The sequence below is a fragment of the Mesorhizobium sp. CAU 1732 genome, assembly GCF_039888675.1.
Lineage (GTDB): Bacteria > Pseudomonadota > Alphaproteobacteria > Rhizobiales > Rhizobiaceae > Aerobium.
This window is the reverse complement of the sequence record NZ_JBDQQR010000004.1, coordinates 191,681-203,748: the sequence shown is the minus strand read 5'-3', so window position 1 is coordinate 203,748 and position 12,068 is coordinate 191,681. Positions and strand designations below refer to the sequence as shown.

General features: G+C 61.4%; 13 protein-coding genes. 1 reads left to right on the top strand and 12 read right to left on the bottom strand.

Annotated features, from left to right (window positions below):
* Positions 1-179: 179 nt before the first annotated feature.
* The 7 genes from AAFN55_RS24755 to AAFN55_RS24725 form a co-directional block, all read right to left on the bottom strand.
* Complete coding sequence (locus tag AAFN55_RS24755; RefSeq protein ID WP_347801666.1) at positions 180-1,049, bottom strand: LysR family transcriptional regulator; 870 nt, start codon at positions 1,047-1,049, stop codon at positions 180-182.
* Between the two features lie 253 nt (positions 1,050-1,302).
* On the bottom strand, positions 1,303-2,520 hold the full coding sequence (locus AAFN55_RS24750; RefSeq protein WP_347801665.1) for an MFS transporter: 1,218 nt from the start codon (positions 2,518-2,520) through the stop codon (positions 1,303-1,305).
* Positions 2,520-3,230 carry an arsenical resistance protein ArsH gene (gene arsH, locus AAFN55_RS24745; RefSeq protein ID WP_347801854.1) on the bottom strand — a complete coding sequence of 237 codons (711 nt, stop codon included), beginning with the start codon at positions 3,228-3,230 and terminating at the stop codon, positions 2,520-2,522. The genes AAFN55_RS24750 and arsH overlap by 1 nt, the downstream gene beginning before the upstream one ends.
* A 2-nt stretch (positions 3,231-3,232) precedes the next feature.
* Positions 3,233-4,321 carry an ACR3 family arsenite efflux transporter gene (arsB, locus tag AAFN55_RS24740; protein ID WP_347801664.1) on the bottom strand — a complete coding sequence of 363 codons (1,089 nt, stop codon included), beginning with the start codon at positions 4,319-4,321 and terminating at the stop codon, positions 3,233-3,235.
* 37 nt (positions 4,322-4,358) lie between these two features.
* Positions 4,359-4,784 (bottom strand): arsenate reductase (glutaredoxin), encoded by a 426-nt coding sequence (arsC, locus tag AAFN55_RS24735; protein WP_347801663.1) that lies wholly within the window; start codon positions 4,782-4,784, stop codon positions 4,359-4,361.
* Positions 4,785-4,791: 7 nt separating this feature from the next.
* On the bottom strand, positions 4,792-5,334 hold the full coding sequence (locus tag AAFN55_RS24730; RefSeq protein WP_347801662.1) for an arsenate reductase ArsC: 543 nt from the start codon (positions 5,332-5,334) through the stop codon (positions 4,792-4,794).
* Positions 5,327-5,689, bottom strand: coding sequence for a metalloregulator ArsR/SmtB family transcription factor (locus AAFN55_RS24725; RefSeq protein ID WP_347801661.1), 363 nt, complete (start codon positions 5,687-5,689; stop codon positions 5,327-5,329). The genes AAFN55_RS24730 and AAFN55_RS24725 overlap by 8 nt, the downstream gene beginning before the upstream one ends.
* 717 nt (positions 5,690-6,406) lie before the next feature.
* Here AAFN55_RS24725 and AAFN55_RS24720 point away from each other — a divergent pair.
* Positions 6,407-6,580: an LPXTG cell wall anchor domain-containing protein gene (locus tag AAFN55_RS24720; protein ID WP_347801660.1), complete on the top strand. Its 174-nt coding sequence runs from the start codon at positions 6,407-6,409 to the stop codon at positions 6,578-6,580.
* 351 nt (positions 6,581-6,931) lie between these two features.
* Here the strand turns inward: AAFN55_RS24720 and AAFN55_RS24715 are convergent, their stop codons facing one another.
* The 5 genes from AAFN55_RS24715 to AAFN55_RS24695 all read right to left on the bottom strand — a co-directional run bounded on the left by AAFN55_RS24715 (position 6,932) and on the right by AAFN55_RS24695 (position 12,068).
* Complete coding sequence (locus AAFN55_RS24715; protein ID WP_347801659.1) at positions 6,932-7,111, bottom strand: hypothetical protein; 180 nt, start codon at positions 7,109-7,111, stop codon at positions 6,932-6,934.
* A gap of 309 nt (positions 7,112-7,420) precedes the next feature.
* Positions 7,421-8,665, bottom strand: coding sequence for an amidohydrolase family protein (locus tag AAFN55_RS24710; RefSeq protein WP_347801658.1), 1,245 nt, complete (start codon positions 8,663-8,665; stop codon positions 7,421-7,423).
* A gap of 86 nt (positions 8,666-8,751) precedes the next feature.
* Positions 8,752-9,978 carry an amidohydrolase family protein gene (locus tag AAFN55_RS24705; RefSeq protein ID WP_347801657.1) on the bottom strand — a complete coding sequence of 409 codons (1,227 nt, stop codon included), beginning with the start codon at positions 9,976-9,978 and terminating at the stop codon, positions 8,752-8,754.
* Between the two features lie 156 nt (positions 9,979-10,134).
* Positions 10,135-11,136, bottom strand: a complete 1,002-nt coding sequence (locus AAFN55_RS24700; protein WP_347801656.1) for an oligopeptide/dipeptide ABC transporter ATP-binding protein — start codon at positions 11,134-11,136, stop codon at positions 10,135-10,137.
* Entirely contained in the window at positions 11,133-12,068 is a 936-nt protein-coding gene (locus tag AAFN55_RS24695; protein WP_347801853.1) for an ABC transporter ATP-binding protein, read from the bottom strand. Before AAFN55_RS24695 ends, AAFN55_RS24700 begins: the two co-directional genes overlap by 4 nt.

Genomic DNA, 12,068 nt, shown 5'->3' with positions numbered 1-12,068 from the left:
ATCAGCTTCGATGGGATTTCCTGCCATTGGTCTCCGATATCCACACGCCCTTCTATGGAGCGCTCATTGGTATCGGCCTGTTTTTTGGTTCCCGGTTCTTATGGGTGCACGATAAGACGCGCTAAACCGGCATTTCCATATCCAAATTTCGCTAAGCCCGTGCTTTTTTTTAGAACGTCCTACCCAGCCATCTCGTCCATCGCCACCACAATGGCTCTGGAGAGCTTCAGCGTTGCGGACGACGGGTGCGACGGTGTCACCAGGGATAGGGAGAGCTTCACGAGTTCAGAGTCGGAAAACGGGATAAATCGCATCACCCCGGACCGAATTTCCGACAGCACCTCCGCACGGGTCAGAACGGCTGCACCAAGTCCGCTGGCAACCATCGCCTTCATGAGTCCGAAGTTGTTGGAGGTAGCTATAGCCTGAAGCGTGACGCCGTTCGCGGCCAGTGCGGCATCGAGGCTGCCCCTGATACGCAAGGTCTCATCCGGAAGTATAAGCGGCAGTTCCCGACAATCCCTCAACCGTATCTCGCTCCGCGACGCGAGTTCGTGGGTGGCCAACACCACAAGGCCGGGCGTGAGCGCGATTGAATGTTCGACGCGCATAACCCGGTAGGCGGTAGGCATGTAGGTAAGGCCAAGGTCGGCATGTCCGCTCAGCACCATCTCGCGCACCCCTCCAGCTCCGACGACGTGGATCGTTATCGTCACCTTGGGATAGAGCTGGTGGAATTCCTGCAGCAACGCGGCCATCAGGTCGTTGCCCATCGCTTCCGCAACCGCCAGGGTGATCTTGCCGCTCTGGAGGCCCTGAATGTTATCGATCTCGACACGAAGGGTGTCGAACTCACGCTGCCATCGACGCAGGCTGTATACGAGATGCTCGCCGGCGGAAGTCAACCTCAGCCCTTGGGGAACGCGGTCGAACAGCGCAACGCCCAATTCTTTTTCCGCAAGAAGTATCTGACGATCTACAGCCGAAGGCGCAATCCGCAGCCATTCGGCAGCACTGCGTATGGACCCGCGCTTGGCCACTGCGTCCACGTACCGCGCAAAACGTGAAAAGATCGGAATGACGATGCTCCTTAAAACTCATGGTCTCCGATCATAACCATTCTTCAAGCTGGGCCTACAGGAAGCGATACGATCCGTTTGGCTGTATCGTAAAGCACGGCGTATTGGCGAGAAGGTGGTTTCAATCTGGTCTGCCCCCTATTGCCATCGTCGCTATTAGCCGTCCTCATTGGCGTTCATGGCTTGAAGCGACTGTCCTCGTCCCCATGGAGCGAGATGGCCTTCATTCCTGCGCAATTGAGTTTCCTTTGACCGCCCCCCAAAGCAGTATGACGAGTGCCAGGTTGGCGACTGTGAGAGCAGCCAACGCCACAAGGGTCTGATCGGTGCCCGCAACCGAAAGCAGGATCGCGCCCACTGTCGGGCCGATAGCCTGGGCGACGAGACTGGGCCGGGCGAGCCGTCCCAAGATCGGCGCATAGCGGGAGGGGCCGAACAGGGCGAGCGGAAGAGCGCCCTTGGCGATCGAGAAGATGCCGTTGCCGGCTCCGTAGAGGATGAGCGACAGGCCGATGATGGGAAAGCCCGCCGCGAGCATTATCATCCCCGCCGCGCTCAGAACGGAAGCGGCCGCGAGCGTCCAGAACGGATGATGCCTCCCTCCACTCGCCATTTCACCAATCCGGCCGGCGACCTGCGCGGGGCCGATCAGCGCGCCGAGTGCCACGGCTTCGGCCAGCGACAGCCCGTGTTGCTGCAACAGGGTCAACAGATGCACAGATATGATGGTCATGCCCAGTCCAGCCACCACCACGATTGCCATCATGATCAGATAGGCCCGGCGCTCAGGACCGCCCAGTTCGATGCGCGGTGTCTCGCCTTTCCCGCTGATGGGCCTGGGCTTGCCGTTGCGCGGAAGGACCAGCAGCACGAGCGGCAGACAGATCGTGAGATGGATGCCGGCATAGGCCAGGCAGGCCCCACGCCATCCCAAACACTCCAGAAACAAGGCCGATAGCGGCCAGCAGACCGTGCTTGCGAAGCCGCCCCACAGGGTCAGGGTCGTGATGGCGGATCGGGCGGAACGGCCATAATAGCCGCCGAGCGTGGCGAAAGCCGCGTCGTAGAGGCCGGCGCCCATTCCGATACCGAGCACGATCCATCCGACAACGAACACCCATAGGGTTGTCGCGGCCGCAAGGATGACGAGACCGGCAGCGAGCAGCAGGCAACCCGTTGCCAGGACGGGCCGCCCGCCATGCTGGCCGATGGCGTCGCCCACGCGTGGGGAAACGATGCCGGCTGCCAGCAGGCCGATGGAGAGCGCGCCGACGATCCACGAAAGTGGCCAGCCCGTATCGCTCGCGATCGGAGCGGCAAGAACAGCCAACAGGTAATAGGAGCTGCCCCATGCGAATATCTGCACGACGCCGAGCGCGGAGATGATGGGCCACTTTCTGGGCCCCGATGACAAACCCGTATGCGCCGGCAGGTTTGTCATCAACGGACGCGCTTGAGCGCCATCCGCTCTTCCAGCTTATCGGCCGTTTCCTTGCGCTCGCTGTAGCGATCCGTGAGGTAAGGTGCGATGTCGCGGGTCAGGAGCGTGAACTTCACCATCTCCTCCATCACATCGACAACCCGGTCATAATAGGATGAGGGCTTCATTCGGCCCGCTTCGTCGAACTCCTGATATGCCTTGGCGACCGAGGACTGGTTGGGGATGGTGATCATCCGCATCCAGCGGCCAAGGACGCGGAGTTGATTGACGGCGTTGAAACTTTGCGAGCCGCCGGAGACCTGCATCACGGCCAAGGTGCGGCCTTGCGTTGGGCGAACTGCGCCGATCGCCAGCGGTATCCAATCGATTTGCGCCTTGATGATTCCGCTCATGGCGCCATGGCGTTCGGGGCTGGTCCAAACCTGCCCTTCTGACCATTGCGACAGTTCCCGAAGTTCCTGCACCTTCGGATGATCGACGGGTGCACCATCGGGTAGCGGCAGCCCGTGCGGGTCGAACACGCGGGTTTCCGCCCCGAAATGGTTGAGCAGCCGTTCGGCTTCGAGGGTGAGCAGCCTGCTGTAAGAGCGTTCGCGCAGTGAGCCGTAGAGCAGCAGAATGCGCGGTGGATGATTGGAAGGCGTCGCTCGCAGGCGCTCGACCGACGGCTTGTCGAGCGCAGCGCGGACCACATTGGGAAGGTTCGCAATCGTCACGGCTTTGCCTCCGCCTCTATGGCAACAGGTGCTTTCGTTTCGGGAAACCACCTCGCGCCCAGCCTTAGCGCGACATGGACGAGCAGGATCAGCGCGGGCACTTCCACGAGCGGGCCGATCACGGCTGCGAAGGCGACCGGCGACGCGAGACCAAAAGCCGCGATGGCGACCGCGATGGCCAGCTCGAAATTGTTGCCCGCCGCTGTAAAGGCGATGGCGGTGGTGCGCGGATAGTCCGCCTCGATCAGCCGTCCCATGGCGAAGCTGATGAGGAACTGGATGACGAAGTAAAGCGCCAGCGGAACGGCGATGCGCAGGGCATCGAGCGGCAGCGCCACCACATCCGCCCCCTTGAGGCTGAACATGGCAACGATGGTGAAAAGCAGTGCGGCCAGCGTTATCGGGCTGATGCGCGGCAGAAATTCGTGCTCATACCAATCATTTCCCTTGCGGGCGACGAGGATGCGGCGCGTCAGGTATCCGGCGAGAAATGGAATGCCGAGATAGATCAACACGGCCTCCGTGATGGTCCAGAAGCCCACGTCGATCACGCTGCCCTCAAGGCCGAAGAGAGGCGGCAGGACGTTGAGGAAGAACCACGCATAGGTCGAGAAGAACAGTATCTGGAAGATCGAGTTGAAGGCGACCAGACCGGCGACATACTGATTGTCGCCACGCGCGAGCTGGTTCCAGACCAGCACCATGGCGATGCAGCGGGCGAGTCCGATCAGGATCAGCCCTGTCATATATTCCGGGTGGTCGCGCAGAAAGATCACGGCGAGGGCAAACATCAGCGTCGGGCCGATGATCCAGTTCTGCACCAGCGAGAGGATCAGCACCCGCTTGTCGGAAAAGACCTGGTGAAGCTCTTCGTAGCGAACCTTGGCGAGCGGCGGATACATCATCAGGATCAGGCCGATGGCGATCGGTATGTTGGTTGTGCCGACCGACATGGCGTTGAGAGCGTCCGGCAGGCCGGTGAATATCGTGCCAAGCAGGACGCCAAGCGCCATCGCGGCGAAAATCCACACCGTCAGATAGCGGTCGAGGAAACCAAGGCGGGACGCTGGCTTGAGGGAAGCCATGAGTAATCTCCGATCGCAGGCTTGCTGAGGCTGAAAGTCAGGCGGAAGCGACGCGCCGCCCGTGTTCGTCAATGAGGCGCTCGCCATCTTCCTTCACGAATGCGCCCCGTTGCGGGGGCAGCAGGTCGAGCACGGCTTCCGAAGGGCGGCAGAGGCGCACGCCCTCGGGGCTGACGACGATCGGACGATTGATGAGTATGGGATGCTCCAGCATCGCGTCGAGCAAGCGTTCATCGCTCAGGCTCGGATCGTTCAGGCCGAGCTCTGCGTAGGGGGTACCCTTCTCTCGGATGAGGTCGCGCACGGAGATGCCCATGCGCGCGATGAGTTGGACGAGCAGCGTGCGGGACGGCGGCGTCTTGAGATATTCGATGACATGCGGCTCAAGGCCAGCATTGCGGATCAGGCCGAGCGTGTTGCGCGAGGTGCCGCAATCGGGGTTGTGGTAGATGATGACGTCCATTGCTGCCTCACGCCGCGCTGTCGCGGGACGACGTCGCCCCTTCGCTCTGACCGATTTCGACCAGCTTGGTCCGAAGGCTGGACTTGTCGAGGCTGGCGAAGGGAAGCGCGGTAAAGATCGCGATGCGGTTCTTCAGATAGCGAAACGCGGTGACGAAGGCCGCCTTGCGCTCGATTTCGCTGCCCTCGACGGCGGCGGGGTCTTCGATCCCCCAATGTGCCGTCATCGGCTGGCCCGGCCAGACGGGACAGGCTTCGCCGGCGGCGTTGTCGCAGACGGTGAACACGAAATCCATGACCGGGGCATCAGGGGCCGCAAATTCGTCCCATGCCTTCGAACGCAGACCGTCGGCGAGATAGTCGAAGCTCGCCAGAGTCGTGATGGCGAGCGGATTGATTGCTCCCTTGGGCTGGCTTCCGGCCGAGTAGGCGCGGAAGCGGCCCACGCCATCCTTGTTCAGGATGCTTTCGGCCAGGATAGAGCGGGCCGAATTCCCGGTGCAGAGGAACAGGACATTGAAGATGCGTTCGGGCGTGGTGGTGTCAGGCATGAGCGTTATCCTTGGTGGGAACACAACAGGCGGCGAGAGCGGCGACAGCCGGGGTGCAGACTTCGGGATGCCCCTGGCAGCAGTCGCGCATGAGAAACTCAATCAGGCCGGACAGCGCCGGATAGGCGGCACTGTAGATGATCGAGCGGCCATCGCGGCGCGACGCGACCAAGCCGGATTGTTCAAGGTGACTCAGATGGAAGGACATGCGCGACGACGACGCACCGTCCATCGCTTCCCCGATCGCACCTGCCGGCATCCCTTCAGGGCCAGCCGTCACCAGCAGGCGCACGATGCGCAGCCGAGTTTCCTGAGAGAGGGCCGCGAACGCGGAAAGGGCTTGTTTCTCGTCCATGGAAATCTCAACTTCTCAAGAATTGTTGAGTTATTGGATACACCGACATGACTTTTCACACCAGCCCCTTGATCACGAAATTTCCCGATCACGCCTCGCTCGGGGCGATCGTTTTGGAAGCCCATGCCGGCAAGGCGCTTACTCGCTCATGGCCGATGCCCGCCGCAGGCTTGCACTGAGCATGGCGCTGGCTCCTCATGCACGTTCTGCTCTCTGAAGCGAAGCACACGGTCGCGCGCGGTCAAAAGCAGAACCTCGATATCGTCCAGCTTGGCCAGTTCGTCGCGATGATATCTCGGCATAATCGACTCCTTGGTCGTCGCAAGGAGGCGTGTCGCGCGTGGAAAGGTTCCGAACTCGTCGGAATCACTTCTGTGACGTCATCCTCCGGAGCAACTCACTAGGCTCCCTATTGCCAGACTGGAAAAGCGCAATCAGCCGAGCGGCCCGGTTGTCCACTTCATCTCGCGTGTCGCTGTCGGATGACAATTCAGCAAGCACCTTTTCAAGCGCCGTCATGTCGGCGTCATCCAAGAGGCCTGTGGCTCTGGAGCGTATAGGCATTTCGGCCCCCCCCAGTCATACATGCTTAAGCGCTTTAGTTCCCGATCCGCACGTGTCAACGCAAAAGGCGGCTCGCGACCTTTCGGCAGCAGGGCGGGAGTGGAGCAAATTGGCGGTGATCGCGTTCACCTTGTCCATCAGGGACGAAGAACCATGACCGAGAACAACCTTTGGCTTTTCATATTGGTCGGCGGCCCCCTGCTCATCGGAGCGGCACTCGCTTATGCCTTGATGAAACGGCGTCGTTTGACCCCACCCGAACGGGTTGAGCAAAGGAAGGCTGTCGAAGACCTCTACGACGAAACCAGAGCGCCCAATCAAGACTAGTCGGTCGACGTCTACGCCTATGCCGAACTCGACACGATGATGGAAGGTGATCGCGAAGCCTCCACTGTCGAGGACTTTACGCGGAGCTGCCGGAGGTGGATTGACCCGGATAAAAAGGTGGCCAGCATCGAGGGGAACACGACTGGCCATAGCAGGGATAATATTTGGGGGCCGCCCGTTCACGGGCATTGGGGCGTGGGAAGAACAAGACGACCCGTCGGCTCAACCGCCGACTGGGCAGAATGTTCCGGGATGTGTCGGATTTCTCACGCGAATGCGGTCCGAACCGCTTTCGAGAAAAACCGCGGGCCAGCACCAGGGGTTCCGGAGATGACGCCGGACTACCAGTTGTCATTCCGGGGGCGCCGCAGTGGCTACCTCATCGGGATGATCCCTGGCGAGCAAGTCGCCCATCACCTGGGCGGCCTCGCGCAATAGCTTTCGAAGCTCGGCGTGGTCCACCACCTCAACGTGGTCAGCCGCATCCAGCAACTCAACCACCAATTCGACTCCTCGATTGTGAAGCTGCATCTCGCATCCCTCCAAGCGAAAACGGTCAACGTCGCCTGCGGAACTTCGGTCGTCAACGTCAAAAGACACAGAGGCGATCAAAGCGAAGGGCCGATAGCGAGCCGGCCCTTGATGCTCCCTTACGGATCGATCTCAGTTGGCGGGTATCAGACTATCTGACCCGTCCTGGAGAGATGCGGGGTGGAATCGCACAGTGCGATGGGCGGCAGGTGGAAAGTTGGCCCGGAAAACTCGAACTCGATCGCGTCGCTCGCTGAACAGATAGATTTCCGATGCCTGAAGGTCAGAGCCTATTACGCGCTTCTTCTGTCACGCGGCTACCAGCCTGTTGCGGTGAAAATTCCCGCCCTTCATCACGATCGGAATGCGCGCGCCGTCGTCTTCCATGAGTTTCAGGTCCTCGAGGGGGTTGCCATCCACGACCAGAATGTCGGCGTATGCGCCTTCCACGATCTGGCCGATTTCACCTTGCGCGCCGATAATCCTGGCATTCATTCCCGTCGCCTGGTGCAGGATCTCGAAATTCGAGAACACCGACGAGCGCAGGCCGAACTCGATGCACTGCATCGGCTGGATGGCGCCGATCAGGTCGGTTCCGAAGCCCAGTTGCACGCCGGCGCTCTTCATATGGCGCAGGCGGTCGATGGCCTCGTCCTTGACGCGTGCGAGCTTGTCGAGGGATTCGCGCGGATAGCCGAACTCCTCCCCGTGTTCGGAAAGTCCCGCGATGACGGCGAGAGTCGGCACGATGAAGGTGCCTTTGTCGGCAGCCATGCGCGCCGTGTCCGGCTCGATCAGCGTACCGTGCTCGATGCAGTGGACCCCAAGATTGATCGCCCGCTTCAGGGCGCGGTCGGGATGAATGTGAGCGGTGCAGTAGACGAGGTGGTTCTCGACCTCCTCGACGATGGCACGTACCTCGCTGTCCGAAAACTGGATGCTGTCGAGCGGATCCGACGTCGTCGATACCCCGCCGGACCCGCAGAACTTGATGAAGGACGCGCCGCGGCGGAGTTGTTCGCGCACCACCCTGCGAACCGCGTCGACGCCGTCCACGACCACGCCCAGCGGATTGACGAAGCAGCACCCGCACATGACGACATGGTCATCATGCGGGTGATGATGGTGCTGGTGCCGTATGTCGGCATGGCCGCCGGTCTGACTCAGCGCCTTCTCGCAATAAAAGAGCCGTGGCGCTTTGATCAGCCCGTCCCTGATCGCAAGCCAGAGACCGTAGTCGGCGCCGCCCGTGTCCCGCACGCTCGTGAATCCGCGGTCGAGCATGTCGCCCAGCATGTTTGCGGCATGATGAGCGTACATCGTCACGGGGAGATGCTGCATCCGGTTGACGTTGAGGTCGTAGAAGTAGGCGTGGATGTGGGCATCGATCAGCCCGGGCATCAACACCCTGCCACCGCAATCGATGACCTCAACATTTTCCGCTACCGGCGCTTCGCTGACCGACTTGATCCGGTCGCCGTCAACGATGACGTTCGCGTTGACGAGCTTGTTGTTGATGCCGTCGAAAATCCTTGCATTGGTGAAAGCCAACATCGGACGCCTCCAAGAAATTCGGTTTCACTCCAAGTCCGCCGCGACGAAGCAGCGACGTCGCGTAATCCGCAGCACGCGCGAACGCGTCAGTTCTGACGCCGGTGGAATTCGCCGGCTTTCATCACCATCGGAATGTTCCGGCCGCCCTGGTTCATGATCCTGACATTTGCGAGCGGATCGCCATCGACCACGATCAAGTCGGCGACCGCGTCTGGAGCTACGACGCCCAGCCGACCCTCCTGACCGAGAATTTCAGCCGCCAGGCTCGTGGCCGAGACCAGAATTTCATGCGCGGAGAGAACGTCCGCCCTGAGTTCGAACTCCAGGAGCTGCTGGTCCTGGCTGGAGCCGAGCAAATCGGTTCCGTAGCCCATCTTGACGCCCGCACGCTTCATGATCTCGAGGCTGCCCATCGATACGTCGTACAAGCCCTCGAGCTTCTTCAGACTGGCATCGGGGAGACCGAGCGCACGCCCTTCCGTGGTCAAGACACTGACGACCGCAAGCGTCGGAACGACGTAGGTGTCGGGTGAAGCGGCCACGTCACGCGCCGTTTCATCATCGATGAACGTCGCATGCTCGATTGTTCGGATACCCATTTCGAGGGCCTTGCGGATCGAGTTCAGGGGATGGCAATGCGCGAAGCAATAGGTACCGCGCCTCGTCACCTCCTCCACCGCGACCCTGATCTCCTCGTCCGAGAACTGCACGCGCTCCAGCGGATCGGTTGGCGACGCCACGCCTCCGGACAGCATCAGCTTGATCTGGGTCGCGCCGCGCCGCAGCTCTTCCCGCACCGCCCGGCGCATCGCATCGGGCCCGTCGACAAGAGCGGTGAAGCGGGACATGCCATCATCGCTCACATTGGCCCGGTCGGCTTCGTTCGCGTCCCGCCAGTCCGTATGTCCGCCGGTCTGCGACATCATCCGACCGGACGGAAACAGGCGCGGCGCGGGAATGAACCCCTTGTCTATCGCGGCGCAGTAGCTCGGATCGGTGCCGCCGGCGTCGCGAAGCGTCGTGAAGCCGCGATCGAGGCTGCCGCGGAGCGTCCCGGCCAGATGCAGCGCGAGATACTCCGTTCGTTGCCGGCTGACGCGGCCCAAATTCAGTTCGGTAATCCAAGGGTGCGTGTGCAGGTCGATGAGACCGGGCATCAGCGTGCGGCCGACGAGATCAATGCGCTCTCCGGAACCACCGAACCGGCGGTCCGATACCTCTTTGATCGTGCCGCTCTCGACGACGACGGTCGCACCCTCCATCGGTTCAGCCGCAATGCCATTGAAAACACGCGCATTCTCGAAAATGATCATTTCTCTCTCCCGGAACCTTCCAGCGAAATAACACGCGGAAAACCGCTGTACAATACAGTTCTGTATTGAGCGCGTGCCGTCTCCATTTAGGACGGCATTGGATATGATCTGCCAAAGCCGGACTCGAACGGTTGTGGCCGCTGAAGCCGAACCAATTCAGACCGACCCGTCATTGAGATGACATGCACTGAAGTGATCGGGAGCGATCTGCCTGATGGCCGGGCGTTCGCTTCTGCATCGTGCGAAGGCATGCGGGCAGCGGGGGTGGAAATGGCAGCCGGCCGGCGGGTTGAGGGGCGACGGTATTTCCCCCTTCACGGTCGCGAAGGAAGACTTTCGATTCTCGACCCTCGGCACGGCGGCCAGCAGGGACTGCGTATAGGGATGGTTGGCCTTCGCGAAAATCTCTTCGACAGGCGCTTCCTCGATGATCCGTCCCAGATACATGACCGCGACGCGATCGCTGAGATGCTCGACCACGCCCAGATCGTGGCTGATGAATAGATAGGTGAGGTTGAGCTCTTCACGCAATTGCATGAACAGGTTGATCACCTGAGCCTGGATCGACACGTCGAGCGCCGCAACCGATTCATCGCACACCAGAAATTCCGGCTGCACGGCCAGCGCCCGGGCAATGCTGATTCTCTGGCGCTGTCCGCCCGAGAACTGATGCGGATAGCGCTTCTTGTATGCCGGATCGAGCCCTGCGCGGACAAGCTGCTCATCGACATAGGCATCGATGTTCCGCCTGGCGACAAGGCCGTGGACCAGGGGCGCTTCGCCGACGATGTCGGCCACGCGCATGCGGGGATTGAGCGACGACATCGGATCCTGAAAAATCATCTGGATGGCGAGCTTCGCCCTGCGGGCCTCCGCATGGGCAGGGCGCTCGCCGCCGCCCTGCCAGCGCACTTCTCCCTCGGAAGGGGGCATGATACCGGCAACGATCCGTCCGAGCGTCGATTTTCCGCAACCGGACTCTCCCACCAGCCCGAGAACCTGCCCTCTGGCGATCTTGAGGTCGACGCCGTCGATGGCATGGACCGTCGTGCGCGGCTCGGATCCGCCGAAACGTCGGACGATGCGGTTGCCGAGGCTCGGCGCCTTCGAGAAGCGTTTGGAAACGCCTATGATTTCGACCATGGGAGCCGCGCTCATGCCAGATCCTCCGTCGGGTGGTGAGGGCGATGGCAGCGCGCCGTATGGCCAGGCAGCCATTCGCGCGTCAGTGGAACCTGCGTACAGATTTCGGCCGCTCGCGGGCAGCGGGTACGAAATGAGCAACCGACTGGCAGACTAGCGAGTGACGGCGTCATACCCTGAATCTGGCTTAGCGGCGCGCCACGCTTGTTGCGGCTCGGCACGCTGTCGATCAGGCCTTTCGCGTACGGGTGCAGCGGGCGGTCGAGCACCTCGCTCACGTCTCCCTGTTCCACCAGCCTGCCCGCATACATCACGGCGATCTCGTCCGCGAGAGCCGCGACCACGGAAAGGTCATGGCTGATCCAGATCAGGCTGGTGCCGAACTGACGCGTCAACTTCTGCACCTCGGCGAGAATCTGCCCCTGGATCGTCACGTCGAGAGCAGTGGTAGGCTCGTCCGCGATGATCAGGTCCGGTCGGTGCAGCATGGCTATGGCTATGGCGACACGCTGGCGCATACCCCCGGAAAACTGATGCGGATACGCTCTCAGCCGTTCTTCGGGGCTGGGTATGCCCACCATCCCCAGGGCGTCGCGAGCGCGCCGAAGCGCTTCCTCACGGCTGGTCTTTTCGTGTGCGCGAATCGTCTCCACCATCTGCGTGTCGATGCGCAGGACCGGATTGAGCGTCATCATCGGATCTTGGAAGATCATCGCGATGCGATTGCCCCGCAGGTGACGCATCTCCTCGTCCGAAATACGGGCAAGGTCGGTCCCCTGGAACAGGATGCTGCCGCCGGCGATGAAACCCGGCGCTTCTATCAGCCTCATGATGGAAAAGCCCGTTACGGTCTTTCCGGACCCGCTTTCGCCCACCAGGCCGAGGACCTTGCCGCGCGGCACGGAAAGAGACACGCCGTCGACGGCCTTGATCGTCCCGGCCGACAT

Excerpts from the sequence above, each read along its gene's own strand:
- AAFN55_RS24750 (WP_347801665.1), bottom strand. The coding sequence starts at position 2,520 with ATGACAAACCTGCCGGCGCATACGGGTTTGTCATCGGGGCCCAGAAAG.
- arsB (WP_347801664.1), bottom strand. The coding sequence starts at position 4,321 with ATGGCTTCCCTCAAGCCAGCGTCCCGCCTTGGTTTCCTCGACCGCTAT.
- arsC (WP_347801663.1), bottom strand. The coding sequence starts at position 4,784 with ATGGACGTCATCATCTACCACAACCCCGATTGCGGCACCTCGCGCAAC.
- AAFN55_RS24730 (WP_347801662.1), bottom strand. The coding sequence starts at position 5,334 with ATGCCTGACACCACCACGCCCGAACGCATCTTCAATGTCCTGTTCCTC.
- AAFN55_RS24725 (WP_347801661.1), bottom strand. The coding sequence starts at position 5,689 with ATGGACGAGAAACAAGCCCTTTCCGCGTTCGCGGCCCTCTCTCAGGAA.
- AAFN55_RS24720 (WP_347801660.1), top strand. The coding sequence starts at position 6,407 with ATGACCGAGAACAACCTTTGGCTTTTCATATTGGTCGGCGGCCCCCTG.
- AAFN55_RS24715 (WP_347801659.1), bottom strand. The coding sequence starts at position 7,111 with ATGCAGCTTCACAATCGAGGAGTCGAATTGGTGGTTGAGTTGCTGGAT.
- AAFN55_RS24710 (WP_347801658.1), bottom strand. The coding sequence starts at position 8,665 with ATGTTGGCTTTCACCAATGCAAGGATTTTCGACGGCATCAACAACAAG.
- AAFN55_RS24705 (WP_347801657.1), bottom strand. The coding sequence starts at position 9,978 with ATGATCATTTTCGAGAATGCGCGTGTTTTCAATGGCATTGCGGCTGAA.
- AAFN55_RS24700 (WP_347801656.1), bottom strand. The coding sequence starts at position 11,136 with ATGAGCGCGGCTCCCATGGTCGAAATCATAGGCGTTTCCAAACGCTTC.
- AAFN55_RS24695 (WP_347801853.1), bottom strand. The coding sequence starts at position 12,068 with ATGTCGGCCGGGACGATCAAGGCCGTCGACGGCGTGTCTCTTTCCGTG.